The sequence below is a fragment of the Streptococcus sp. HMSC070B10 genome, assembly GCF_001808665.1.
GTDB lineage: Bacteria > Bacillota > Bacilli > Lactobacillales > Streptococcaceae > Streptococcus.
Genome location: NZ_KV794132.1, coordinates 12,091 through 37,720, shown reverse-complemented (window position 1 = coordinate 37,720; position 25,630 = coordinate 12,091). Strand labels below are relative to the sequence as shown.

23 protein-coding genes and 3 tRNA genes are annotated in these 25,630 nt (G+C 35.0%); 10 read left to right on the top strand and 16 right to left on the bottom strand.

The features are described 5' to 3' along the window. The 6 genes from HMPREF2613_RS00340 to yfmF all read right to left on the bottom strand — a co-directional run. Positions 1–193: ATP-binding cassette domain-containing protein (locus HMPREF2613_RS00340; protein ID WP_148129925.1), on the bottom strand; the 193-nt coding region annotated here is incomplete at its 3' end. Continuing rightward, positions 178–1,005: an energy-coupling factor ABC transporter ATP-binding protein gene (locus tag HMPREF2613_RS00335; RefSeq protein WP_070478140.1), complete on the bottom strand. Its 828-nt coding sequence runs from the start codon at positions 1,003–1,005 to the stop codon at positions 178–180. The genes HMPREF2613_RS00335 and HMPREF2613_RS00340, both read right to left, overlap by 16 nt. Next, entirely contained in the window at positions 1,002–1,547 is a 546-nt protein-coding gene (gene pgsA, locus HMPREF2613_RS00330) for a CDP-diacylglycerol--glycerol-3-phosphate 3-phosphatidyltransferase (protein ID WP_061589682.1), read from the bottom strand. Before pgsA ends, HMPREF2613_RS00335 begins: the two co-directional genes overlap by 4 nt. A 10-nt stretch (positions 1,548–1,557) precedes the next feature. Continuing rightward, positions 1,558–2,388, bottom strand: coding sequence for a cytoskeleton protein RodZ (gene rodZ, locus HMPREF2613_RS00325; RefSeq protein ID WP_070478138.1), 831 nt, complete (start codon positions 2,386–2,388; stop codon positions 1,558–1,560). A 41-nt stretch (positions 2,389–2,429) separates the two neighbouring features. Then, a complete protein-coding gene (gene yfmH / locus HMPREF2613_RS00320) occupies positions 2,430–3,713 on the bottom strand; it encodes an EF-P 5-aminopentanol modification-associated protein YfmH (protein ID WP_070478131.1) in 1,284 nt (427 codons plus the stop codon). Then, the gene (gene yfmF, locus HMPREF2613_RS00315) at positions 3,710–4,960 is read right to left on the bottom strand and encodes an EF-P 5-aminopentanol modification-associated protein YfmF (protein ID WP_070478129.1); all 1,251 of its coding nucleotides are present in this window, start codon (positions 4,958–4,960) and stop codon (positions 3,710–3,712) included. The genes yfmH and yfmF overlap by 4 nt, the downstream gene beginning before the upstream one ends. 158 nt (positions 4,961–5,118) lie before the next feature. On the opposite strand from yfmF, the gene yaaA reads away from it, so the two are divergent. Continuing rightward, complete coding sequence (gene yaaA / locus HMPREF2613_RS00310) at positions 5,119–5,487, top strand: S4 domain-containing protein YaaA (RefSeq protein ID WP_070478128.1); 369 nt, start codon at positions 5,119–5,121, stop codon at positions 5,485–5,487. Positions 5,488–5,489: 2 nt separating this feature from the next. Next, positions 5,490–6,581, top strand: a complete 1,092-nt coding sequence (gene recF, locus HMPREF2613_RS00305) for a DNA replication/repair protein RecF (RefSeq protein WP_070478126.1) — start codon at positions 5,490–5,492, stop codon at positions 6,579–6,581. A 55-nt stretch (positions 6,582–6,636) separates the two neighbouring features. On the opposite strand, the gene guaB is transcribed toward recF, so the two are convergent. Continuing rightward, positions 6,637–8,115, bottom strand: coding sequence for an IMP dehydrogenase (gene guaB / locus HMPREF2613_RS00300; protein ID WP_000073418.1), 1,479 nt, complete (start codon positions 8,113–8,115; stop codon positions 6,637–6,639). Positions 8,116–8,266: 151 nt separating this feature from the next. Beyond that, positions 8,267–9,292, bottom strand: coding sequence for a tryptophan--tRNA ligase (gene trpS / locus HMPREF2613_RS00295; protein ID WP_070478124.1), 1,026 nt, complete (start codon positions 9,290–9,292; stop codon positions 8,267–8,269). Between the two features lie 205 nt (positions 9,293–9,497). On the opposite strand from trpS, the gene HMPREF2613_RS00290 reads away from it, so the two are divergent. Both HMPREF2613_RS00290 and HMPREF2613_RS00285 read left to right on the top strand, forming a co-directional pair. Next, on the top strand, positions 9,498–11,120 hold the full coding sequence (locus tag HMPREF2613_RS00290) for an ATP-binding cassette domain-containing protein (protein ID WP_070478122.1): 1,623 nt from the start codon (positions 9,498–9,500) through the stop codon (positions 11,118–11,120). Positions 11,121–11,178: 58 nt separating this feature from the next. Continuing rightward, entirely contained in the window at positions 11,179–13,722 is a 2,544-nt protein-coding gene (locus HMPREF2613_RS00285) for a YfhO family protein (protein WP_070478120.1), read from the top strand. A 29-nt stretch (positions 13,723–13,751) separates the two neighbouring features. On the opposite strand, the gene HMPREF2613_RS00280 is transcribed toward HMPREF2613_RS00285, so the two are convergent. Next, positions 13,752–16,406, bottom strand: a complete 2,655-nt coding sequence (locus HMPREF2613_RS00280; RefSeq protein WP_070478118.1) for a YhgE/Pip domain-containing protein — start codon at positions 16,404–16,406, stop codon at positions 13,752–13,754. Between the two features lie 128 nt (positions 16,407–16,534). Between HMPREF2613_RS00280 and HMPREF2613_RS00275 the strand changes: the two genes are divergently transcribed. Next, positions 16,535–17,077, top strand: coding sequence for a TetR/AcrR family transcriptional regulator (locus HMPREF2613_RS00275; RefSeq protein ID WP_070478116.1), 543 nt, complete (start codon positions 16,535–16,537; stop codon positions 17,075–17,077). Positions 17,078–17,117: 40 nt separating this feature from the next. Here HMPREF2613_RS00275 and HMPREF2613_RS00270 read toward each other — a convergent pair. The 7 genes from HMPREF2613_RS00270 to rlmH form a co-directional block, all read right to left on the bottom strand. Further along, a tRNA-Asn gene (locus HMPREF2613_RS00270) sits at positions 17,118–17,191 on the bottom strand. Between the two features lie 5 nt (positions 17,192–17,196). Further along, positions 17,197–17,268, bottom strand: a tRNA-Glu gene (locus tag HMPREF2613_RS00265). 51 nt (positions 17,269–17,319) lie between these two features. Further along, positions 17,320–18,072 (bottom strand): competence system response regulator transcription factor ComE, encoded by a 753-nt coding sequence (comE, locus tag HMPREF2613_RS00260; RefSeq protein WP_000866073.1) that lies wholly within the window; start codon positions 18,070–18,072, stop codon positions 17,320–17,322. After that, entirely contained in the window at positions 18,069–19,394 is a 1,326-nt protein-coding gene (gene comD / locus HMPREF2613_RS00255) for a competence system sensor histidine kinase ComD (RefSeq protein WP_070478113.1), read from the bottom strand. Before comD ends, comE begins: the two co-directional genes overlap by 4 nt. Positions 19,395–19,406: 12 nt before the next feature. Then, positions 19,407–19,529: a competence-stimulating peptide ComC gene (comC, locus tag HMPREF2613_RS00250; RefSeq protein WP_004238992.1), complete on the bottom strand. Its 123-nt coding sequence runs from the start codon at positions 19,527–19,529 to the stop codon at positions 19,407–19,409. Positions 19,530–19,693: 164 nt separating this feature from the next. Further along, positions 19,694–19,767, bottom strand: a tRNA-Arg gene (locus tag HMPREF2613_RS00245). Between the two features lie 43 nt (positions 19,768–19,810). After that, complete coding sequence (gene rlmH / locus HMPREF2613_RS00240; protein ID WP_070478111.1) at positions 19,811–20,290, bottom strand: 23S rRNA (pseudouridine(1915)-N(3))-methyltransferase RlmH; 480 nt, start codon at positions 20,288–20,290, stop codon at positions 19,811–19,813. A gap of 183 nt (positions 20,291–20,473) precedes the next feature. On the opposite strand from rlmH, the gene HMPREF2613_RS00235 reads away from it, so the two are divergent. From HMPREF2613_RS00235 to HMPREF2613_RS00215, 5 genes are all read left to right on the top strand, one after another. Then, positions 20,474–21,655 carry a serine protease HtrA gene (locus HMPREF2613_RS00235; RefSeq protein WP_070478109.1) on the top strand — a complete coding sequence of 394 codons (1,182 nt, stop codon included), beginning with the start codon at positions 20,474–20,476 and terminating at the stop codon, positions 21,653–21,655. 57 nt (positions 21,656–21,712) lie between these two features. Further along, the gene (locus HMPREF2613_RS00230) at positions 21,713–22,471 is read left to right on the top strand and encodes a ParB/RepB/Spo0J family partition protein (protein ID WP_070478107.1); all 759 of its coding nucleotides are present in this window, start codon (positions 21,713–21,715) and stop codon (positions 22,469–22,471) included. A 212-nt stretch (positions 22,472–22,683) separates the two neighbouring features. Beyond that, the gene (gene dnaA / locus HMPREF2613_RS00225) at positions 22,684–24,045 is read left to right on the top strand and encodes a chromosomal replication initiator protein DnaA (RefSeq protein WP_070478105.1); all 1,362 of its coding nucleotides are present in this window, start codon (positions 22,684–22,686) and stop codon (positions 24,043–24,045) included. A 158-nt stretch (positions 24,046–24,203) separates the two neighbouring features. Next, positions 24,204–25,340 (top strand): DNA polymerase III subunit beta, encoded by a 1,137-nt coding sequence (gene dnaN / locus HMPREF2613_RS00220; protein ID WP_070478103.1) that lies wholly within the window; start codon positions 24,204–24,206, stop codon positions 25,338–25,340. Between the two features lie 64 nt (positions 25,341–25,404). Next, the gene (locus HMPREF2613_RS00215; RefSeq protein ID WP_000285186.1) at positions 25,405–25,599 is read left to right on the top strand and encodes a DUF951 domain-containing protein; all 195 of its coding nucleotides are present in this window, start codon (positions 25,405–25,407) and stop codon (positions 25,597–25,599) included. Positions 25,600–25,630: the final 31 nt, after the last annotated feature.

Here is a 25,630-nt window from a genome sequence, read left to right as displayed (position 1 = left end):
GCACACTCCCTTGGCTTGGCACCAATAAACCATTTAAAAGTTGTAAAATAGTTGATTTGCCGCTACCTGTGTGCCCAATTAAAGCCGTATAAGAACCATCTTCAATCGTCAAGGAAACATCCGACAAAGCTGTTGAAGCTAAGGGAGTCCCTTCTTGATACGTAAAACTCACATTTTCTAGAGCAATTCCCATAGCTTATCCTCTAGCTCACTTTCTGTCAAATAATTTTCAGGTAAATCATAGCCATTCTGGCTCAAAGAATGTTTTAATTGATTGGCAAAAGGATCATCTAATCCAATTTGATCTAAATCATTTCGAGAAAAAAGTTCCCTTGGACTACTAGTTGATTCAATTTCCCCTTTTTTCATGACCAATACACGATCACTCATGGCAACTTCTTCCAAATCATGTGTAATGGAAATGACCGTCATATCATAGTCTTTTCGAATTCCTTTTACTGTCTCAATCAGTTCTCTACGTCCCTCAGGATCCAACATACTCGTTGCTTCATCTAGGATTAAAATAGCTGGTCTTAGGGCTACAACACCTGCAATGGCCACACGTTGCTTTTGGCCACCTGACAGACGAGCTGGCTCTCTCTTTTTAAAGTCCAACATGCCAACCAAATCCAGAGCTTCTTCCACTCTTTTTTTCATTTCTTGACGAGAAAGTCCCTGATTTTCCAAACCAAAGGCTACATCATCTTCAACAGTCGCTCCAACAAATTGATTGTCTGGATTTTGAAAAACCATACCGATTTGACGACGTATATTCCAAACATTTTCCTCAGTCAACCGTTGGCCATCAATTACAATCTCTCCAGATTCTGCTTCCAGTAAGCCATCAATTAACCGTACTGTCGTTGATTTACCACTACCATTATGCCCTACAATCGAAAGCCATTCTCCACGTTTCACGTGAAACGTAATATCCTTCACATCATAGTATTTCTGATTTTCTTTATAGCGAAAAGATAGATTTTTTACATCAATTATTGATTTCATTTCGAACCAAATGTCCCTTTAAATACATAGGCACTACCCTTGAAATAATCATAGCCAGAGTAGATAGTGAAAAATAAGGCTACATAAAGTAGAACTTGACCAAGCAAAGTCCAGTGTAATAGCAAGAAAATAATGGCAAACATCTGACTGAAAGTTTTAATTTTTCCAGGCATTGCTGCTGCTAAAACCGTTCCACCAGTTTCAACCAATAAAAGCCTTAAACCTGTCACAGCCAACTCACGACAGATAATCACTGCAACAATCCAAGCTGGAGCCATCCCTAGCTCAATCAACATAATAAAGGCCGACATTACTAGTAACTTATCCGCCATTGGATCCGCAAACTTCCCAAAGTTGCTAACCACACTCCATTTACGAGCTAAATATCCATCTAAATAGTCGGTAATACTGGCAATAGCAAATATAATAGCTGCTACTATATGACTTTCTAGCGAATTTCCTATCGTTAAAATAAAGATAAAAATAGGTATAAAGAGAATTCGACCTATTGTTAAGAGATTGGGAATTTGTTCTTTTTTCATTCGTTTTTCCTTAATTTCTAGTAAAGGTTACAGTGATTTGTCCAGTTTGAGCTGTTAATTTCGATAAATCAACAGTCTGATTATCTACTGTTAAAGCAACACCTTTGACAACACCTAAAGTAATGGTCACAGGATTTTTTGTTGAAACTGTTGTTTCCGCACTTTTATTATCCGGTGATAAGGTCACACCACCCTCAAGCTCACTTTCTGAAACACTAACCCAACTTCTAGCATCTGAAACCGATAATTGCAATTTTGCAGTTTCCTTACTTGTTTTATAAGCGATTTCTACATAATTTCCTTCACCTGATACACTTATAACTGGTTCAATATTCGAAGAGCTACTTGATGAACCACTACTAGTTGAAGATGGAGTTGCAGAACTAGTCGAGCTTGTTGCTTGGACTACACTATAACTAGACGCAGATGAACGCTCCGGTTGAGTCTGAATATAATTCCAAACATAATAAGTCACAAAAATGACAATCGATAGTGCAAAGAGTATAAAATAAAATAAAGGTAAAAATGATGTCTTATTTTTCTTACTTGAACGTCTCCTACCTGTCAACTCCTCTTCATCAACATCTACTTCCTCATAAGTAATCATGCTCCCAGAATCGTAAGCATCCAAGATAATTCTCTCATCTAGCTCAACTGCCCAAGCATACTTTCGCAAAAAAGAACGAGTATAAAATGGACTAGGAAGTTGATCAAAATCATCAGCTTCCATTGCCTCCAACATCTCCAACTGAATTTCTGTTTTTTTATGTAATTCTTCTAAAGTCAACCCTTGGTTAGTTCTAGCTAAACGTAAAACCTCACCAATTGTTTTTTTCCTCATACTTGTCATCCCTTCTTTCTAGTGTCTATTATGATAGGTTACTACGATGGGAATATTGTAAAATCAACTATATCCCCTTCATCTATTAAGTGATGCCCTGCTTCAAGTACATCCTCTAAAGTAATTTCCTGTAAAATCTTTGGTAAATCAAAAATTGTCTCACCATGTTCAAAAGCATCATATTGCGTTGCAATAAATTCAAGAGAGTTCATGCTACTGAAAAATTCCCCAAACATCTCTCTTTTGATAATATCTAAATGATCCTCTGTAATATCTGAATCCTTTGTAAAATTACGAATAGCCTTCCTAAACTGATGAGATAAAGCAACTGGCTCTTTTGTATCCATTGTCAACATAACAAAATGAAAGCGACTTGTTACTTCAACTTCAAGAGATAAGGATGCGTCAATTTTACCTGATTCATATAACTTTTGAAAACGATTCGAAGTCCAACCAAACATCATTGCAAACAATAATTTTAATAAAATATGATATCGATAGCAATCCGCCTCAGCAACCTCTCGACTACCTCTAATCCCAATCGCTAGTTTGGGAGAAGATACTTCCATTCTCATAGTGTCCGTTTGCTTTACATCTTGTAAAAGTAACTTTTCTCTTGCTACTTCCTGAACATCTGAATATTTCAGTTCTTCGCTTTCAAAGTAATTCTGTACTCGCTCCACATCAAAATTACCAACTAAAAACAAAGACATGTTTACAGGATTGTAAAACCTTGTAAAATTTTCTTGCAAATTAGTTAGATTGATTTGGGAAATGGACTCCTCACTTCCAACTATATCAGTTGCTAAAGGTGTGCCTGGATACAAATTTGCTAAAGTTGAAAAGAATAAACACGAATCTGGATCATCTTGATACATTTCTCGTTCTTGCTGGATAATATCCTGCTCTCTCAGAATGGAAGCTTCAGTAAAGTGTGCTGATGTTACCAATTCATCAAGTAAATCTAAATTCTCTAAGAGATAATCCGTCGATGAAAAAAGATAGTTTGTTTTTGTAAAGCTTGTAAAGGCATTGCTATCTGCACCTAGACTCGTAAAAGCCGACATCAAATCGCTAGCATCTTCTCTCTCAAATAATTTATGTTCAAGAAAATGAGCAATTCCCGCAGGATATTCTTTTACATCTCCGTCAACTTCTGTTACAAGCGTATCTACCGAACCAAACTGTACAGTTACACTCCCGTAAACCTCTTTAAATTCCTTTTTAGGCAAAAGAGCAACTGTCAATCCGTTTGCTAAACGAGTTCGATAAACCATTTCTTTTACAGCTGGATAGTACTTTTCTCCAAAAACAACCTTTGTCATTCTATTCCTTCCATAAAGTAAATCGCCTGTAGTTTCACATTATTAGCTGCTCTACAAATAGCATCTTTGTCAACTTGCTCGAGTTTTGCAATCCAACCTTTAAAGTCTGCTGAAGATTTTCCAAGTAAGGCATTTTGATAAGCACGTTCAATCAATGAAGATTGATTATCTTGAGAAAGCAACAAAGACCGACGAATCATTTCCTTGGTCTGCTCTAGCTCAAGCTCTGTAAAATAACCTTTTTTTAAATCAAGCAGTTGATTATTCATCATTTTACGAGCCTGGTTCCGATTTTCTCGATCAATACCAGCATATATCCTCAAGAATCCACTAAATAAATCGAGCTGACTTGAAATAGTATAAGCTAATCCAGCATTTTCACGGACATTTGTAAAGAGCTTAGAATGAGCAAATCCACCAAGTAAACCATTCATTACAATCATGGGTAAATGTTGCTCATCACCATATTCAGAAGGGCAATGATAACCTAATTCCAAAATGGATTGTCCCACATTCTTCCGAACCATACCTTCTTGTAGGATATTGGAATAAGGTTGACAATACTGAACCTTCACATCTCCTTTTCGACCTTTAAAGGCAAATGATTCTAATACATTTTGAATTTCGACCTCATTAAAATCACCTAGGAAAAAGAAATCTATTCGATCATTGCCCAAAAATTCTTGGAAACAAGAATAAGAACTTTGTGGAGTTTCAGCTAAAATACGATTTCGTAAATCACTATATTCCAATTTGAGACGTTCATCATAAAAAAACAACTTATCTAATTCTTTATGTGAAAAATAAAAAGAATCATCCATATCAGCTGCTAAACTTGCTAGCAATTGTTTTTTCTCAATTTCAAATAAAGCCGAATCAAACCCATTATCAACTACTACGGGTGAAAAAAGAGTTTCTTTTACAAGTTCCAAAACCTGAGAAGTTAGCACATTTTTCCTACTTAAAAACTCATCACGAACATAGGTAAATATCAATTCTACAATATGACTTTGTCCTCTTCTGAAACAATTGGTTGACATATCTGTACCGTATAGACTGGCCAAGTGTCTTCTCAAATCTTGAGAAGTGGGATACATCTGATTAGCAGTCTCTAGCATACTCGCACTCAACATGCGACCTGCAATCGTATCGAGGGATAATGGAGCGGTAAAACGCACGGTAATTTTGTTCGTTTTAAACTTTTTTGATTGGATAAAATGTGTTGAAATTCCATGCACTAACTCCATGATTTACCTCCTTATATACAGACTTCTATTATATCACGAAAAACTGAAATTTTCTTGTTCTCTGTAACACTTTTGAAATAAAAATCGCTTACATTATTCCTTGTTTCTCTCACTATTTTTAGGAAAATATGGTATAATACCAAAGATTGAGGTGAATTATGGAATACAAATTATTTGAAGAATTTATTACCCTCCAAGCACTACTCAAAGAACTTGGAATTACACATAGCGGAGGAGCTATCAAATCATTTCTCTCTGAACATTCTGTTTACTTTAATGGAGAATTAGAGAGTCGTCGTGGTAAAAAACTTCGTATTGGCGATAAAGTTGACATCCCTGACATGAATATTGACATCTTGTTGACACGACCTACTTTTGAAGAACAAGATGAATACCAAGCTGATAAAGTTGAAAAAAAACGAATCGCTAAACTCGTCAAAGAGATGAATAAGGGAGTAAAGAAAGACAACTCTAAACCTACTTCATCACCAAAAAGCAAACAAGCTCCACGATTCCCTGGTAGATAATCATGTGGCTACAACACCTATCTCTCAAAACTTTTCGTAACTACAAAGAGACGAAAATAGACTTTAATCCTAAATTAAATGTCTTTTTAGGACGCAATGCACAAGGTAAAACAAATATGTTAGAGGCTATCTATTTTTTAGCCTTAACACGCAGTCATCGAACTCGAACTGATAAAAATCTCATTCATTTTGATGAGGAACAGCTTCATCTTTCAGGTCTTGTTCAGAAAAAAACTGGATCCATTCCTCTCGAAATCGAACTAACACAAAAAGGGCGTGTGACAAAAGTGAATCATTTAAAACAGGCACGCCTTTCAGATTATGTCGGACACATGAATGTTGTCTTATTTGCTCCTGAAGATTTACAACTAATTAAAGGAGCACCTTCGGTTCGACGAAAATTCATTGATATGGAGCTTGGGCAAATTAAGCCAATCTATTTATCTGATTTAACTAATTATAACTACATCCTTAAACAAAGAAATACCTATCTAAAATCAGCTCAAACAATAGATGAAACCTTCCTTTCAGTACTAGATGATCAGCTAGTCGATTATGGATGTCGTGTGATGAATCACCGCTTAGATTTCATAAAAAAACTAGAATCATTTGGGCGTAAAAAACATTTTGAACTCTCTAATCAGATTGAAGAGTTGTCAATATCCTATCAATCTTCTGTCAAGATAACTGACAAAGAAGACTTATCCGAATCTTTCAAAATTGCTTTAGAAAAAAGTAGATCCAGAGATTTATTTAAAAAGAACACTGGTGTCGGTCCTCATCGAGATGATATTTCTTTTTATATAAATGGGATGGACGCTAGTTTTGGGAGTCAAGGCCAACATCGTAGTCTCGTCCTTTCTATAAAATTAGCAGAAATCGAGTTAATGGAAAGTATTACTACAGAATCTCCAATATTACTACTTGACGATGTTATGAGCGAACTTGACAATACTAGACAACTAAAATTATTAGAAACGATTTCTCAGTCAATCCAAACCTTTATTACAACAACAAGCTTAGACCATCTTCAAAATCTACCAGAAAATCTAAGCATCTTCATTATTCAGGATGGTAAAGTTTCTGTAAACTAAAATTGACAATATTGTAAAAGAACTCCTGTTTTCACGGGAGTTCTTTTTATTTCTTTTACATAGAATAATTTGGTGCCTCATTAGTAATTTGTACATCATGAGGATGGCTTTCTTTCAAACCAGCACCAGACATTTCAATAAATTGAGCATTATCATGTAGTTCTTTAAGATTAGCTGCACCACAGTAACCCATACCAGAGCGAATACCACCAATCATTTGAAAGACGATATCAGCTGCCGCTCCTTTATAAGCAACACGACCTTCAATTCCTTCTGGAACAAGTTTGTTTGCCTCATTGACAGAACCTTGGAAGTAACGATCGCTTGAACCTTTCTTCATTGCTGCAATTGATCCCATACCACGGTAAGTCTTGAATTTACGTCCTTGGAAGATTTCAGTTTCACCTGGAGCTTCATCAGTTCCAGCAAACATTGATCCAAGCATAACTGCATTTCCACCAGCAGCAAGAGCTTTTACAATATCTCCAGAATACTTGATTCCACCGTCAGCAATGATCGTTTTCCCATATTCACGCGCAACGGCTGCAGCATCATAGATAGCTGTTACTTGCGGAACACCAACACCAGCAATTACTCGAGTAGTACAGATAGAACCTGGTCCAATACCAACCTTGACAACATCTACACCTGCTTCATAAAGGGCACGCGCTCCCTCAGCAGTAGCAATATTTCCAGCAATCAAAGTACGATCTGGGAAGTGAGCACGAATCTCAGCAATTTTACGCAAGACACCTGCAGAATGACCATGTGCAGTATCAATAACAATCGCATCCGCTCCTGCTTCAAAAAGAGCCTCTGCACGTTCAAAGGTATCTGAAGTAACACCTACTGCACCTGCAACTAGAAGACGACCAAACTCATCTTTAGCAGCATTTGGAAACTCAATAACTTTTTCAATATCTTTTATAGTAATCAAACCAGAAAGACGACCTTCTTCATCTACCAAAGGAAGTTTTTCAATACGGTGTTCTTGAAGAATACTCTCAGCAGTTGCAAGATCTGTACCCACAGGAGCAGTAACAAGATTTTCACTAGTCATATGATTTGAGATTGGTTGGTTATAGTCTGAAATAAAACGAAGATCTCGGTTTGTCAAAATACCAACCAATTTACGATTTTCAAGTGTTTCAACAACTGGAACACCACTGATGCGGTAACGACCCATAAGCTCATCAGCTTCAGCAATTGTATGTTCAGGCGTCAAGAAGAACGGATCAATAATAACCCCATTTTCAGAACGTTTTACCTTGCGAACCTCGTCTGCTTGTTGAGCGATTGACATGTTTTTATGGATAACTCCGAGACCACCTGCACGAGCAATAGCAATAGCCATTTGACTCTCTGTTACTGTGTCCATGGCAGCGGTAATAATTGGGATATTTAAAGTCAAATTATCTGCCAATTTAGTTGTTAAATCTGCATCGTTAGGCAACACATGACTTTCAGCTGGAATAAGCAATACATCATCAAAGGTAAAACCTTTTTTCAAAAATTTAGTGTCCCAATTAGACATTCGAAGTTTCCTCTTTTCTTTCTTTTTGAGCTTGACGCTTTTTATATTGTATCTATCATACCATTCTATAAAAATTTGTCAAATGTTACAGGGGTAAATAAAAAACTATCTTTTCTTTGAGATAGAAATGATAGTTTTTTGTAAAATAAGCCTAGTTAAAGTAATGAAGTCCCATTGCTCCTTTAACATCAGATAGGGTTTGACCTGCAACTTCACGCGCTCTTTCACTACCTTTTTGAAGCATATTATAAACTTCTCCCATATCCTTAGCGAATTCGATACGGCGCTCACGAATAGGACCCAGTTCACGTTCTAATATTTCAAGTAGATAACGTTTGGTTTTCACATCACCAAGACCACCTCGTTGATAATGTTCTTTCATATCAGCAATTTCTTGAGCATCTTCTGGACGACCAAAAACATCTAGATAATGGAAAACCATATTTCCTTCAATCTTACCTGGATCTTCCACTCGAATATGATCTGGATCTGTATACATACTCATTACTTTTTTACGCAAAGTATCCGCATCATCAGCTAAATAAATACCATTATTGAGTGATTTAGACATTTTAGCATTTCCATCTAAACCAGGCAAACGCCCTGCTCTCTCATTTTCTGGATAAATACCTTCCGGTTCCACCAAGACATCACAGTTATATGCATTGTTAAAAGAACGAACAATCTCGCGAGTTTGCTCAATCATTGGTTTCTGATCTGTCCCAACAGGAACATAATTGGCCTTAAAGGCTGTGATGTCAGCCGCTTGAGCGATTGGATAGACCAAGAATCCTGTCGGAATACTTTCTCCAAATCCTTTCTGAGAAATCTCTGTTTTGACAGTTGGATTACGCTCCAGACGTGCTAATGAAACTAGATTCATATAATACATAGATAGTTCAGCCAACTCTGGAATCTGACTTTGAATAAAGATTGTCGATTTACTTGGATCCAATCCAACTGCAAGATAATCCAAAGCCACATTTCCGATAGACTCTACAATTGTTTGAGGGTCTTTAGCATGATCTGTCAAAGCTTGTTGGTCAGCCAAGAACACAAACATATCATACTTACCCTCTTCCTGTAATAATACTCGATTTTTGAGACTTCCAACATAATGTCCAATATGCAATTTTCCTGTTGGACGGTCTCCTGTTAAAATAATGGGTTTAGTCATTTTGTTCTCCTTCGATATAGTCCCTTCAATTATAGCATTTTTTTAATGAAATAACCGTAATTTATCAAAATAAATCAGTCTTGCTATTTATGTTTTTGTGTAAAGTAAATTGTAAATATAATTTACATAAAATTGACAGATAAAAATTTGAATATTTCCGTATTTTCTAGTAGAATAAATATATTACATATATAGGAGACAAACATTGCTTACAGTATCTGATGTTTCACTACGTTTTAGTGATCGTAAACTTTTTGATGATGTCAATATCAAATTTACAGAAGGAAATACTTATGGATTAATCGGTGCTAATGGTGCCGGAAAATCAACCTTTTTAAAAATTTTAGCTGGAGATATCGAACCTACTACTGGTTACATCTCTCTTGGTCCAGATGAACGTCTCTCTGTTCTTCGTCAAAATCACTTTGACTATGAAGATGAACGTGCTATTGATGTCGTTATCATGGGAAATGAAAAACTTTATAGCATCATGAAGGAAAAAGATGCTATATACATGAAGGAAGATTTCTCAGATGAGGACGGAGTCCGTGCTGCTGAACTTGAAGGAGAGTTTGCCGAGCTTGGAGGCTGGGAAGCAGAAAGTGAAGCCTCTCAACTACTTCAAAACCTAAATATCCCAGAAGAGTTGCACTACCAAAATATGAGTGAATTGGCCAACGGTGAGAAAGTAAAGGTTCTCCTTGCTAAAGCACTTTTTGGTAAACCAGATGTTCTTCTCTTGGACGAGCCTACCAACGGTTTAGACATCCAATCAATTACATGGTTAGAAGATTTCTTGATTGACTTTGATAACACCGTTATTGTTGTATCCCATGACCGTCACTTCTTAAACAAAGTATGTACCCACATGGCAGACCTTGACTTTGGAAAAATCAAACTCTATGTCGGAAACTACGATTTCTGGAAGGAATCTTCTGAGCTTGCTGCTAAATTGCTAGCAGACCGTAATGCTAAAGCAGAAGAAAAAATTAAGCAATTGCAAGAATTCGTAGCTCGTTTCTCTGCCAATGCTTCCAAATCAAGACAAGCAACATCACGTAAGAAAATGCTTGATAAGATTGAACTAGAAGAGATTGTGCCATCTAGTCGTAAATATCCATTTATCAACTTTAAAGCTGAACGTGAGATTGGTAATGATCTCTTGACAGTAGAAAATCTAACTGTAAAGATTGATGGTGAGACTATTTTAGATAATATCAGCTTTATCTTGCGTCCAGGTGATAAGACAGCGCTTATTGGACAAAATGACATCCAAACGACTGCATTAATTCGTGCAATCATGGGGGATATTGACTATGAAGGAACTGTCAAGTGGGGAGTAACTACTAGCCGTTCTTACTTGCCAAAAGATAACTCGGCCGATTTTGCAGGGGGAGAATCAATTCTTGACTGGTTGCGTCAATTTGCAAGTAAAGAAGAAGATGACAATACTTTCCTACGCGGTTTCCTCGGCCGTATGCTCTTCTCTGGAGATGAAGTTAACAAACCTGTAAACGTCTTGTCAGGGGGAGAAAAAGTTCGTGTCATGCTTTCAAAACTAATGCTCTTGAAGTCAAATGTGCTTGTACTTGATGACCCAACCAATCACTTGGACTTGGAATCTATCTCAAGCTTGAATGATGGATTGAAAAACTTTAAAGAATCAATCATCTTTGCCAGTCATGACCACGAGTTTATTCAAACTTTGGCTAACCATATCATTGTCTTGTCTAAAAATGGCGTTATCGATCGTATCGATGAAACCTATGATGAATTCCTAGAAAATGAAGAAGTACAAGCAAAAGTTAAAGAACTTTGGAAAGACTAAAATCTTCAAAACTCAGTTGGGTTAACCAGCTGAGTTTTCTAACATTTTATGAGGTAACATGAAATTATTTTTTAAAACATATTGGACCTGTTTTGTTTCTTTCATCATTCCCGTAATCATTATGATAGGAGTATATCTATCTCAAGGTATCTACTGGAATAGCGATACATCTCCACTATTAGGAGATGGGTTTCATCAATACGTTATTTTTGATGTAGCTTTACGAAATATCCTACACGAAAATGGTAGTTTGTTCTACACCTTTACAAGTGGCCTCGGATTAAATTTCTATGCCCTATCTAGTTATTACTTGGGAAGTTTCCTTTCACCACTAGTTTACTTTTTTGATCTAACTAATATGCCAGATGCTGTCTATCTGACAACTCTCTTAAAATTTGGATTGATTGGACTGTCAACTTACTTTAGTTTAAATAAATTATTTAAATCGATTCCTAAGCCTTTAAAACTAGCTTTATCTACTTCCTATGCTCTGATGAGTTTCACTGTCAGTCAATTAGAGATAAAAACCTGGCTAGATGTTTTTATCTTGATTCCTTTAATTATAACTGGTTTACAGCTACTTATCACTGAAAAGAAATTCCTATTGTACTTTACAAGTCTGTCAATCTTATTTATCCAAAACTATTATTTTGGCTATATGACAGTATTGTTTCTTATTTTCTGGTATCTCTGTCAAATTTCGTGGAACTTTAAGACTCGAAAATCATCTGTTCTTGATTTCATAGTTATCTCCTTTTTAGCTGATATGGCTAGTTTGATTCTGACTCTTCCTACTCTATTTGATTTACAGACACATGGAGAAAAATTAACTGAAGTTACAAAGTTTCAAACTGAAAGTAGCTGGTATCTTGATCTCTTTGCTAAGCAATTCATTGGTTCCTTTGATACAACCAAGTATGGGGCCATCCCAATGATTTTTGTTGGACTGCTTCCCTTTATTTTGACTATTTTATTTTTTACGCTGAAATCTATTAAGTTTCACGTGAAACTTATCTATGCAATCTTCTTTGCATTTCTAATTGCAAGCTTTTATATTGAAGCTCTTGATTTATTTTGGCAAGGCATGCATACTCCAAACATGTTTTTACATCGTTATGCTTGGATTTTCTCTACCTTGTTAATTTATACAGCAGCGGAAGTCTTAAATCGTCTAAGAGAAATTAAAATCCAGAACTTTTTAGTTTCGCTTTTTCTTGTAGTAACAGGATTTTTAGCTACCATCTATCTAAAATCACATTATTCTTTTTTAACAGATTTGAATATTCTGCTTACTCTTGAATTTTTGGTTGTCTATTCGCTTTTACTCCTTGCATTTATCAAAAAGTTTATCTCTGTAAATCTATTTGCCATCCTAATCTCTTTATTTATAATGGTTGAAATAAGTTTAAATGCTTCATATCAAATGGACGGAATTGCTAAGGAATGGGGATTTGCTTCTCGAAGTGCATATAGTAGAGATATCCCAACTATGGAATCTTTCTCAACATATATTGAAAATTCATTTACTCGTACTGAGAAACTACAAACTCAGACAGGGAATGACAGTATGAAATTCAACTACAATGGAATCTCTCAATTTTCATCTGTTCGAAATCGTTCAGCAAGCTCTACTTTAGATAAACTTGGTTTTAAATCCTCTGGGACTAATCTCAATCTCCGTTATGCAAATAATAGTATTTTGGCTGATAGTTTATTTGGCATCCAGTATAATATCTCAGACAGTCCTATTGATAAGTATGGTTTCCAAGATATCTATCAAAAAGATAATCTTACCCTATATGAAAATCAATACTCTCTTCCGATTGCCTTTGCTAGTCAATCTATTTACAACGATGTCAAGTTCACTGAACACACTCTAGATAATCAGGCCTCGTTTTTAAATCAACTTGCTGACGTCAATTTTGATTATTTTTCTCCAATACCCTATGAAAAAACAGAGAATACTGATGATTTGATTACTGTTACAAGTTCTTCAAATGAAGATGCAGCAATCCAATATCAAATTGAAGTGCCAGAAAACAGCCAAGTTTATCTTTCTTTCACAAACCTTCACTTTTCTAATGATAAACAAAAGAAAGTTGACATCCTTGTCAATGGGGAAAAGAAAACTTTTACAACTGATAATGTCTTCTCCTTCTTTAATCTAGGCTATACAAAAGAGAAAAAAACTTTCAATATTAATGTTAGTTGCCCTGGAAATTCACAGGTATCATTTGAATCTCCTACCTTCTATCGTTTAGATACCAAAACTTTCACCGAGGCAATTCAAAAAATTAAAGAACAACCTGTCACAGTATCAACTTCTAAAAACAAAGTCTTTGCTACATATGATGTTAAACAAGATACGTCCATTTTCTTCACCATTCCTTATGATAAAGGCTGGTCTGCCTACCAAGATGGTAAGAAAATAGAAATTAAACAAGCTCAAACTGGTTTTATGAAAGTTGACGTTCCTAAGGGAAAAGGAACTATTACACTTTCCTTTATTCCCAATGGTTTTATTACTGGAGCAATTTGTTCCTTTACTTCTCTCTTACTATTTGGAACCTATAATCACAGACGAAAGTCATCTAAAGCATAAAAAATCGACCAATTAATCGGTCGATTTTTTTAATCTTCTTCCATTTTCTTAGGTTGATAGGCTAGCATACCTAAACCAGTAAATAGGGCTAATATCACAGCAAGGAAAATGACTTGATGATGAATATTTCCTGTCATAGAGATTGTTTGTCGTAATCCCGAAACTGAATAACTCATTGGTAACCAAGGATTAATAGCTCTAAAGAAATTATTTGTCAAAGCAAGTGGATAGGTACCTGCACTTGATGCTAACTGTAATAATAGCAAAATAAGAGAGAAGAAAGCTCCTATACGGCTATTCCATGTTGTTAATGCAGTTACCATAGACATAAATGTTAAGCTTGCGATAATAATTAAGAACAAGGTTCTCATTTCATGATTTGCTGTTAGACCAATAAGATGAGCGCCACCATAGACTAAGACAGCGGCTAAAACAGCTATAACTCCATTTATCTCAAAGCGAGATTTGAACCAAGCCCAGCGAGTTTCAGGATGACGACCTGAAGGTAATTTAGCAAAAATCATATTTGTTGATAATGCAGCGACAAAGAGAGCGACTGATATCATATAAGGAGCCATAGCAATCCCATTTACAGGAACTTGATCATTGTCTGTTTTTGAAAGATTGAGTGGATTTGACAAAATCTCTGCATTTTTAGATTCTGTTGATGCTGATTTTAGTTGATTGCTAGCACTTCTTAAGCCTTGTCCTAGATCAGTAGTTCCTACTTGTAAACTTTCAATACCAGCAGTTAAAGTTGCTCCACCTTCAGCTAATTTTCCAGTACCATCTGCTATCTTCATAGCGCCACTTCCTAGTTGGGATGCTGCAGAAAGTAATTGTGTTGATTTATCTGTTAATTGATCAGAGCCAAATTGTAATTTAGTAAGACCTGCTATTAACTCTGGACTCTTATTGTTCAATTGAGCAGAACCAGATGATAGTTTTTCAATACCTGTTACTAATTCTGGAGTTTTCCCAGCTAGAGTATCCAAACCAGTTGTCAATTTTGAAGAGTTTTCTGTCAAATTGGTTGAGCCAGAAACCAATTGATCCAAACTTGTTGTTAAAGTTGTATTCTTTTCACTTAGTTGATTTACACCTAAAGAAATAGTATCCAATCCCTTAGTATACGCATTAACTCCATTTTCAATTGATTGACTTCCGGGAACTAACTGATTATCTACAGCATTTTGCAACTGTGTAAATCCACTTGACATAAATGTCAAGGAACTAGACGCTATAGGTAAAAGTTGATTTGCTTTAGTCTGTAAAGTAGAAAGATTAGAGACTGGTTGGTTTATACTTCCTAAATTTTCTTTTAAATCTCCTGCCGTCGTTAAAATTGCTTTTGCTGACTCTATCGTAGAATTAGAATTATTTGAGACAGCTTCAGTCAATTCTTTTTTCTGAGTTTCAGTGAGAGATTGATAAGTTGCTGTTGCTTGAAGATTTGTAAGAGTTTTCTCTTGCTCTGCTTGACTATTAGTCACAATAGTTTGAGCAAGAGTCGTTATATTTGTTAAGTCATTAGATATTGTATTTTTAAGATCAGTATTATCTGAAACTGTAACTGATTGGAGAGCCTTATTCAACTCATCTAAACTGCTTGCTAACTGTGTTATATCCTCTTTCTGTTGAGATGAAGTATTTAATTGTGTGGATATTTCTTTTATTCCTTTATTTAATTGAGTAATACCGTCTCTCAATGTATCTGATTGACTTGATAGTTGGTTTGTACCAACAGATAATTTGTCAACTCCGCTTGTATAGGCATTGACACCAACCGAAAATTGACTGAGACCTGAATTGAGTTGTGAAACTCCACCAGCATATGACTTCATCCCTGTATTTAACTGGTTGACACCTGCAACTAATTCTGGAGTTTTCGAAGATAATTGATTAAGTCCTGTGTCAACCTGTGAAACCGCACTTGTATAGTTCTGTAAACCATCATTAAATGTTCCTAAGCCACTATTCAGTTGCTTTACTCCTGTGACATACATTGTCAACCCTTTTGTAAATTGATTTGTTCCATCCGAAAAGGTTAAACTTGAGCTAGCTAAAGTAGCAAGATTTGAAGACAATGTCTGACTTCCTACAGCTAACTGACTGGCCCCGTTAGCCAATTGTTCACTTCCATCGGCTGCCTTCGTTAAACCGGATTTTAAATCACCCATCTTTTGAAATAAAGCTTTCGTATAGGATTCGGTTACATTAGCAGAAACATTCTGTTTTAACTGTGTCATCGCAGAATCGCTCATCTTGCTGGCAATAAAACTATGACCACTTGAAGTCTGATAATCGATTTGCATTTGCTCTGGATGATTCGTTAAAATAGAAGCTGCTTTTTCAGATAAATCACTTGGTAAAGTCACTACCATATAGTAATCGCCATCTTCCAATCCCTTCTTTCCTTCATCTTCATCTACAAAATGAAAATCCAATGATTTATTTTGCTCTAAATTAGACACCATGTCTTTTCCTATAGACATGCTATTACCATTATAGGAAGCCTCTTTATCATTATTGACAACTGCCACAGGTAAGTCAGACAATTGACCATATGGATCCCACATTGATGACAAAAATATGACATTGTACAGAGCGGGAATAAGAGAAATCCCTATCATGACAATAATAAAGGTTGGTTTTTTAAAAATTGCTTTCCATTCTTTAAACATAGTTTCTCCTTTTTTAAACATATTGTCTAAAATTTTGATATAATAGATTATACAATAAAAAATATAAATTACAAGATAAAAAAATCAATTTTTAGACACATAGTCTAATTTGTTTATAAGGAGGAAATATGCAAGAAAGTAACAAACGCTTAAAAACAAAGCGAACTATTGAAAATGCTATGGTACAATTACTGATGGAACAGCCATTTGATCAAATTTCTACTGTCAAGCTAGCAGAAAAAGCCGGAATTAGTCGTTCCAGCTTCTATACTCACTATAAGGATAAGTATGATATGATTGAGCACTATCAAAGCAAGCTATTCCATACATTTGAATATATTTTTCAAAAACATGCTCATCACAAAAGAGATGCCATTTTAGAAGTATTTGAATATCTAGAATCAGAACCACTTCTGGCTGCCCTTCTTTCTGAAAATGGGACGAAAGAAATCCAAAATTTCTTACGAAATAAACTTCATATCATGCTCAGTACAGATTTACAAAAGCAATTTATGCAACTAAATCTCAATACCACTGAATTAGAATATAGTAGCATCTATCTAACTCATGCACTTTTTGGTGTCTGCCAAACTTGGATTGCACATGGAAAAAAAGAAAGTCCTCAAGAAATAACAGACTTCCTTATGAAAATGCTTGGTAATGCAAATTGATATAAAAAGAGGAACACAGTTGTGTTCCCTTTTATCTATACTCCGCCAGTAGGACTCGAACCTACGACATCATGATTAACAGTCATGCGCTACTACCAACTGAGCTATGGCGGATAAAATAGTCCGTACGGGATTCGAACCCGTGTTACCGCCGTGAAAAGGCGGTGTCTTAACCCCTTGACCAACGGACCTTCTATCTGTAGCAGATATAACCATTATATCAATTTCTTACTAATTGTCAATCACTTTTGAGATTTTTTCTCTAGAATATCTTTTAATTTTCTAATTTTTAATCTTGAAATAGGACAACGATGGTCTTCATAGAAAACAATTTCTAAGTTTTTTCGATCAATTTCTCTAATATTGCCTATATTTACCAAAAATGACTTATGAGGAGAATAAAATCGCTGAGTATGTTTGTCCTTTTCCTGAATATCTGTCATGGTACCGTAAAACTCTTTTGCAAAATTTTTACCAATAATGCGCAATTTATGAGAAACTCCTGTCGTTTCAATATACAGAATGTCATGGTAAGGAATTTTTAAATCATTTCCCTTGTAATTGTAGTCAAAATAATCTACCACATCTTCATTTTCAAGTAACATACTCTTCGTGTAGAAGATATTTTGCTCAATTCTCTTCTTAAATAACTCATCATTAATATCCTTATCAACAAAGTCTAAGGCTGATACCTGGTATTTATAGGTTAGAGTCGCAAACTCTGATCGACTGGTGATAAAGACGATAATAGCATAAGGATTGTGATGACGAATAAACTGAGCAACTTCAAACCCTTTTTTCTCAATTCCATGAATATCAATATCTAGAAAATAAAGCTGGTTTACTTCATCATTTTCGATATATTCCTTAAACTCACGAACTTTTCCCGTTGTCTTGTATGATATTGGAATATTCGATTCTTTCGAAATTTCATCCAATATTCTCTCTAGTCTCACTTGATGTTCAATAACATCTTCTAAAATTAAAACTTTCATTCAAATTCCCTCTTAAATCTAATGATTTGTCTAAATGTACTGCCTTCCATCTCTGTTTCTAAAATAATGTTGTTGTACTTATCTAGTAGTTCTTTCACATTATTTAATCCTACTCCGCGATTTCTTCCCTTAGTAGAGAATCCTAAGGCAAAAAGATCTCCTGAAGGAGTCATCGTCATTTTACATGAATTCTGAATCACAATCACTGTTTCAGTTTCCATCTTAATAACTGCTACTTCCATCTGCTTTTTATAGCTATCAGCCGATCCTTCGACAGCATTGTTCAATAAAACACTCATGATACGAACCAAATCCAATAGTTCAATTGGGAGCTTGGTAATCGTATCTTTTACTTCCAGTGTAAACTCTACACCATTATTTCGAGCATAGACAATTGACTGAGCAACCAAACTTCGTAAAGCTGAATCTTCTATGTTGTTCAAGTCAAAGTAAGTGTATTTATCTGAACGCAGTTTGTGATTTGCTTTGACCAAAACTTCAGTATAAACTCTGTCAATTTCCTGTAAATCACCACTGTCAATTGCCATCTGCATGCTGACAAGCATCCCAGCATAGTCATGTCTAAACCCACGTATTTCATTATACAAAGCAACAATTTCGTCTGTGTAGTTTTGTAAATGTTTCTGTTCAAATTTCTTCTGCTTCAAAGCAATCTCTTTCTCCATTTGTTCTTTATGAGAATTCATTGCAAAGAAAGTCAAAAGTAAAGAGATAAAGACAATAGATGATAAAATACTTCCAAAACTATTCAAATGTTTAATCGTACTTACCATATCTGAAACGAAAGATACAATATGTAGCAATAGTAAAGCAAAAAATACTTTTTTCAAGAAAGGATATAGATAGTCTTTGTCAAAATAGTTTAGTTCCAAATGGAAATAACGAATGATTGTTACGATAACAACATAAGTCAACGCCACTACAACTAAAAAGAATAGACTATGATATTGTAGGGCAGTATCATCTCCTATTATAGAGGATAAAGTTACGGATAGAAAGGTATGAGTGCTATTATATAAAAGGGATAGTAGTAAACTTAATAATACTCCTCTATACTTCTCATACTTTTTAATAAATCTAAAATATGAATATAATACCAAAGGAAATAAAAATTTTTCAATTCCTAATCCATCTAAGTATATAAAATAAAAGGAAAGTTCAAATACTGATTCTACTAGGAATGTATAACCACCAAAAAAGCATAGTTCTTTTATATTTATTTTATTTTTACATATTAAATAGTAACTTTTACTAATAATAAAAATATGTAATATCACAACTAATACTGCAAGAAAATCCATTATTCCACTCCTTTATCTTCTTTTAAAGAAATTAAAGAAAATATTATGTGTTTGCCTTATCTCCCCACCTTGAATATTTTGCAAGTCTTTTTCCTTCAATTCTACAAACTTATCTAAATTAACTGTGTTTTTCATAATAAAATCTCCTAAAGTGTTTTTTCCTGTAAGCTAACTTACAAAAACCATTATACAAAATGGAATTTCATTTTAGATAAAATTCTCTCAACTGTCATTTTTTTCTCCCCAAGTGTACTTTTTTAAGAAAAAAGCCGGGAAAATTCCCAGCTTTGCTACTATATTGATCCCAGCAGGATTCGAACCTGCGACCGTTCGCTTAGAAGGCGAATGCTCTATCCAGCTGAGCTATGAGACCTAATACAGCTATTCTACCAAAAATTCAATTGAAAGTCAATTTTCTATTTATGATAGGGAGAGCCCTGCTGTATTGTAAAAGCCCGATAGATTTGTTCAACAAGGACTAGTCTCATTAACTGGTGGGGCAAGGTTAAGAGGCCAAAACTGACAGAAAGATTGGCTCTCTTTTTTAGAGCTGATGACAATCCTAAACTCCCTCCAATAATAAAGGTAAGAGTAGAAAATCCTTTTATAGAAGCTTCTTCTAACTGCTTACTAAATTCTTCTGAGGAGAACATTTTCCCTTCGATAGCTAACACAATAACAAAATCACGGTCACCAACTTTTGATAAAATTCTCTGACCTTCTACTTCTAAAATTTTTTGATTTTCTGATTCACTGGCCTTATCTGGTGTTTTTTCATCTGCTAGCTCAATCATTTCAAGCTTAGCAAATCGAGAAATTCGTTTTGAATACTCTGCGATACCATCTTTTAAATACTTTTCTTTCAGTTTCCCAACTGTTACAACTTTAATTTTCATGACTCTATTCTAACATATTCTCTATTTTTTCACATCTTATTCACAAAATAAAAGGTTAATTTTAGCCGAGAAAACCACAGATTTTTGAAAGTTATCCACAATCTGTGAAAAACTTTTCTTTTTAAGTTATAATTAAGCTAGTCAGTTTATACTTTCATTAATTTAAAACATATGGAGGCAAATATGAAACATCTCAAAACATTTTACAAAAAATGGTTTCAATTATTAGTCGTTATCGTCATTAGCTTTATTAGTGGAGCCTTGGGGAGTTTTTCAATAAACCAACTAACTCAGAAAAGTACTGTAAGTAACTCCAACAACAATAGCACTATCACACAGACCGCCTATAAGAACGAAAATTCAACAACACAGGCTGTTAACAAAGTAAAAGATGCTGTTGTTTCTGTTATTACTTATTCAGCTAACAGACAAAATAGCGTATTTGGCAATGATGATACTGATACAGATTCTCAGCAAATCTCTAGTGAAGGATCTGGGGTTATTTATAAAAAGAATGACAAAGAAGCTTACATTGTCACCAACAATCACGTTATAAATGGTGCCAGCAAAGTAGATATTCGTTTGTCAGATGGAACTAAGGTACCTGGAGAAATCGTCGGAGCTGACACTTTCTCTGATATTGCTGTCGTCAAAATATCTTCAGAAAAAGTGACAACAGTAGCGGAATTTGGTGATTCTAGTCAGTTAACCGTAGGAGAAACTGCTATTGCTATCGGTAGCCCGTTAGGTTCTGAATATGCTAATACTGTCACTCAAGGTATCATATCTAGTCTCAATCGAAATGTATCTTTAAAATCTGAAGATGGACAAGCCATTTCTACAAAAGCCATCCAAACTGATACTGCTATTAACCCAGGTAACTCTGGTGGCCCACTAATCAATATTCAAGGACAGGTTATCGGAATTACCTCAAGTAAAATTGCCACAAATGGAGGAACATCTGTAGAAGGTCTTGGTTTTGCAATCCCTGCAAATGATGCTATCAATATTATTGAACAATTAGAAAAGAACGGAAAAGTGACTCGTCCAGCTTTGGGCATCCAAATGGTCAATCTCTCAAATATTAATACAAATGATATTAGAAGACTGAATATTCCAAGCAATGTAACATCTGGTGTAGTTGTTCGTTCTGTACAAAGTAATATGCCTGCCAATGGTCACCTTGAAAAATACGATGTTATTACAAAAGTAGATGACAAAGAGATTGCTTCATCAACAGACTTACAAAGTGCTCTTTACAATCATTCTATCGGAGACACCATTAAGATAACTTACTATCGTAACGGTAAAGAAGAAACTACATCTATTAAACTTGACAAGAGTTCAGGCGATTTAGAATCTTAATTGACATCTATGTAAAGAAAGCTTTACATAAGAGAAAAGATGTGTTAGTGTAGAATCATGGAAAAATTTGAAATGATTTCTATCACGGATATACAAAAAAATCCCTATCAACCTCGAAAAGAATTTGATGGAGAAAAACTACATGAACTAGCACAGTCTATCAAAGAAAATGGGGTCATTCAACCGATTATTGTTCGTCAATCTCCTGTTATTGGTTATGAAATCCTTGCAGGAGAGAGACGCTATCGCGCTTCACTTTTAGCTGGTCTAACGTCTATCCCAGCTGTTGTTAAACAACTTTCAGACCAAGAGATGATGGTCCAGTCCATCATTGAAAATTTACAAAGAGAAAATTTAAATCCAATAGAAGAAGCACGCGCCTATGAATCTCTTGTAGAGAAAGGATTTACCCATGCTGAAATTGCAGATAAAATGGGCAAATCTCGTCCATATATCAGCAACTCCATTCGTTTGCTTTCCTTGCCAGAACAGATTATCTCAGAAGTAGAAAATGGCAAACTATCACAAGCTCATGCGCGTTCTCTAGTTGGGTTGAATAAGGAACAACAAGACTATTTCTTTCAACGAATTATAGAGGAAGACATTTCTGTAAGGAAGTTAGAAGCTCTTCTGACAGATAAAAAACAAAAGAAACAGCAAAAAACTGATCATTTCATACAAAATGAAGAAGAACAGTTAAAAAAACTACTTGGATTAGACGTAGAAATCAAATTGTCTAAAAAAGACAATGGAAAAATCATTATTTCTTTTTCAAATCAAGAAGAATACAGTAGAATTATCAACAGCCTGAAATAAGGCTGTTCTTTTATTTTTTTATCTCACAATGTTATCCACTCTTTTTTTTAATAAAAAGCTTAATAAATCAATAGTTTCTGATTTTATCCCCAACCTGTGGATAAAACTTGATAACATTGTGGATTAATTTTCACAGCTTGTGGAAAATTCTTGCTATCTATGGTAAAATAAGTCTAACATTAAACTTTTAAATAGTAAAGGAGGAGAATGGATTGAAAGAAAAACAATTTTGGAATCGTATATTAGAATTTGCTCAAGAAAGATTAACTCGATCCATGTATGATTTCTATGCTATTCAAGCTGAACTCATCAAGGTAGAGGAAAATGTTGCCACTATATTTTTACCACGATCTGAAATGGAAATGGTCTGGGAAAAACAACTAAAAGATATTATTGTGGTAGCTGGTTTTGAAATTTATGATGCTGAGATAACTCCCCACTATATTTTCACCAAACCTCAAGATACGACTATTTCACAAGTTGAAGAAGCTACAAATTCAACTCTTTATGATTATAGTCCAAAGTTAGCATCTATTCCTTATTCGGATACTGGATTAAAAGAAAAGTATACCTTTGATAATTTTATTCAAGGGGATGGAAATGTTTGGGCAGTATCAGCCGCCTTGGCTGTCTCTGAAGATTTGGCTCTGACCTATAATCCACTTTTTATCTATGGAGGACCTGGGCTTGGGAAGACTCACTTACTCAATGCAATTGGGAATGAGATTTTGAAAAATATTCCTGATGCGCGTGTGAAGTACATCCCTGCTGAAAGCTTTATAAACGACTTTCTTGAACATCTTAGACTGGGTGAAATGGATAAGTTCAAAAAAACCTACCGTAGCCTCGATCTCTTGTTAATTGATGATATTCAATCGCTGAGTGGAAAAAAAGTTGCAACTCAGGAAGAATTTTTCAATACTTTCAATGTTCTCCATAACAATCAAAAACAAATTGTTCTGACCAGTGATCGTAGCCCTAAACACTTAGAGGGCCTTGAAGAAAGACTTGTCACGCGCTTTAGCTGGGGCTTGACGCAAAACATCACACCACCTGACTTTGAAACACGTATTGCCATTTTACAAAGTAAAACAGAGCATTTAGACTACAATTTCCAAAGTGATACCCTAGAATACCTAGCTGGCCAATTTGATTCAAACGTTCGAGAACTTGAAGGAGCAATCAACGACATCACTTTAATTGCCAGAGTGAAGAAGATTAAGGATATCACTATCGATATCGCTGCAGAAGCCATTAGAGCTCGCAAACAAGATGTTAGCCAAATCCTCGTCATTCCAATTGATAAAATCCAAACTGAAGTAGGGAACTTCTATGGTGTTAGTGTCAAAGAAATGAAGGGAAGCAGACGCCTTCAAAATATTGTTTTGGCCCGTCAAGTAGCCATGTATTTATCTAGAGAATTAACAGATAATAGTCTTCCAAAAATTGGGAAGGAATTTGGAGGAAAAGATCATACAACAGTCATTCATGCCCATGCAAAAATTAAATCTTTGATTGATGAAGACGATAATTTACGTTTAGAAATTGAATCAATCAAAAAGAAAATCAAATAGCTTGTGGATAACTTTCGTTTTTTTATCTTTTTTATCCACATTTTTTAAACAAGCCAAAAAACTTGATATGACTTACTTTACGTCTGTTTTCCACAGATTTCACAGACTCTATTATTACTATTATCCTTCTAATACTAAAAATAAATAAAGGAGAATCCATGATTCATTTTTCAATTAATAAAAATTTATTTCTACAAGCATTAAATACTACTAAGAGAGCTATTAGTTCTAAAAATGCTATTCCTATTTTATCAACCGTAAAAATTGACGTGACCAATGAAGGTGTTACTTTAATTGGTTCAAATGGTCAAATTTCAATTGAAAATTTTATTTCTCAAAAAAATGAAGATGCTGGTTTGTTAATTACTTCTTTAGGTTCAATTCTTCTTGAAGCTTCTTTCTTTATCAATGTTGTATCTAGTCTACCTGATGTGACTCTTGATTTTAAAGAAATTGAACAAAATCAAATTGTTTTAACCAGCGGCAAATCAGAAATTACCCTAAAAGGAAAAGATAGCGAGCAATATCCACGAATCCAAGAAATTTCAGCAAGCACTCCTTTGGTTCTTGAAACAAAATTACTCAAGAAAATTATCAACGAAACAGCTTTTGCGGCAAGTACACAAGAAAGTCGTCCAATTTTAACAGGTGTTCATTTTGTATTGAATCAGCATAAGGAGCTAAAAACAGTGGCAACAGACTCTCATCGTCTAAGCCAGAAAAAATTAACGCTTGAGAAAAATAGTGATGATTTTGATGTCGTGATTCCTAGCCGTTCTCTACGCGAATTTTCAGCAGTATTTACAGATGATATTGAAACTGTAGAGATTTTCTTTGCCAACAATCAAATCCTCTTTAGAAGCGAAAATATTAGCTTTTATACTCGTTTGTTAGAAGGTAACTATCCTGATACAGATCGTTTGATTCCAACAGACTTTAACACTACTATTACTTTTGATGTGGTAAACTTACGCCAGTCAATGGAGCGTGCTCGTCTTTTATCAAGTGCGACTCAAAATGGTACTGTGAAACTTGAAATTAAAGATGGGATTGTTAGCGCCCATGTTCACTCTCCAGAAGTTGGTAAAGTAAACGAAGAAATCGATACTGATCAGGTTACTGGTGAAGATTTGACTATTAGTTTCAACCCAACTTACTTGATTGATTCCCTTAAAGCTTTAAATAGCGAAAAGGTGACTATTAGCTTTATCTCAGCTGTTCGTCCATTTACTCTTGTGCCAGCAGATACTGACGAGGACTTCATGCAGCTCATTACACCAGTTCGTACAAATTAAGTTAAAGAGGTTGAGCCTAGCTCGCCTCTTTTATGATATAATCGAAAAAGAAAAGGAGAGTAGTATGTATCAAGTTGGAAATTTTGTTGAAATGAAAAAACCACATGCTTGCACCATCAAGTCAACAGGTAAAAAGGCCAATCGTTGGGAAATTACACGTGTAGGAGCAGATATCAAAATTAAATGTAGTAATTGTGACCATGTTGTCATGATGGGGCGCTATGATTTTGATCGAAAAATGAATAAAATTATTGACTGATACTCAATGAAAATCAAAGAGCAAACTAGGA

Coding starts and splice junctions, on each gene's coding strand:
- HMPREF2613_RS00335 (WP_070478140.1), bottom strand. CDS start 1,005: ATGAAATCAATAATTGATGTAAAAAATCTATCTTTTCGCTATAAAGAA.
- pgsA (WP_061589682.1), bottom strand. CDS start 1,547: ATGAAAAAAGAACAAATTCCCAATCTCTTAACAATAGGTCGAATTCTC.
- rodZ (WP_070478138.1), bottom strand. CDS start 2,388: ATGAGGAAAAAAACAATTGGTGAGGTTTTACGTTTAGCTAGAACTAAC.
- yfmH (WP_070478131.1), bottom strand. CDS start 3,713: ATGACAAAGGTTGTTTTTGGAGAAAAGTACTATCCAGCTGTAAAAGAA.
- yfmF (WP_070478129.1), bottom strand. CDS start 4,960: ATGGAGTTAGTGCATGGAATTTCAACACATTTTATCCAATCAAAAAAG.
- yaaA (WP_070478128.1), top strand. CDS start 5,119: ATGGAATACAAATTATTTGAAGAATTTATTACCCTCCAAGCACTACTC.
- recF (WP_070478126.1), top strand. CDS start 5,490: ATGTGGCTACAACACCTATCTCTCAAAACTTTTCGTAACTACAAAGAG.
- guaB (WP_000073418.1), bottom strand. CDS start 8,115: ATGTCTAATTGGGACACTAAATTTTTGAAAAAAGGTTTTACCTTTGAT.
- trpS (WP_070478124.1), bottom strand. CDS start 9,292: ATGACTAAACCCATTATTTTAACAGGAGACCGTCCAACAGGAAAATTG.
- HMPREF2613_RS00285 (WP_070478120.1), top strand. CDS start 11,179: ATGAAATTATTTTTTAAAACATATTGGACCTGTTTTGTTTCTTTCATC.
- HMPREF2613_RS00280 (WP_070478118.1), bottom strand. CDS start 16,406: ATGTTTAAAGAATGGAAAGCAATTTTTAAAAAACCAACCTTTATTATT.
- HMPREF2613_RS00275 (WP_070478116.1), top strand. CDS start 16,535: ATGCAAGAAAGTAACAAACGCTTAAAAACAAAGCGAACTATTGAAAAT.
- comE (WP_000866073.1), bottom strand. CDS start 18,072: ATGAAAGTTTTAATTTTAGAAGATGTTATTGAACATCAAGTGAGACTA.
- comD (WP_070478113.1), bottom strand. CDS start 19,394: ATGGATTTTCTTGCAGTATTAGTTGTGATATTACATATTTTTATTATT.
- comC (WP_004238992.1), bottom strand. CDS start 19,529: ATGAAAAACACAGTTAATTTAGATAAGTTTGTAGAATTGAAGGAAAAA.
- rlmH (WP_070478111.1), bottom strand. CDS start 20,290: ATGAAAATTAAAGTTGTAACAGTTGGGAAACTGAAAGAAAAGTATTTA.
- HMPREF2613_RS00235 (WP_070478109.1), top strand. CDS start 20,474: ATGAAACATCTCAAAACATTTTACAAAAAATGGTTTCAATTATTAGTC.
- HMPREF2613_RS00230 (WP_070478107.1), top strand. CDS start 21,713: ATGGAAAAATTTGAAATGATTTCTATCACGGATATACAAAAAAATCCC.
- dnaN (WP_070478103.1), top strand. CDS start 24,204: ATGATTCATTTTTCAATTAATAAAAATTTATTTCTACAAGCATTAAAT.
- HMPREF2613_RS00215 (WP_000285186.1), top strand. CDS start 25,405: ATGTATCAAGTTGGAAATTTTGTTGAAATGAAAAAACCACATGCTTGC.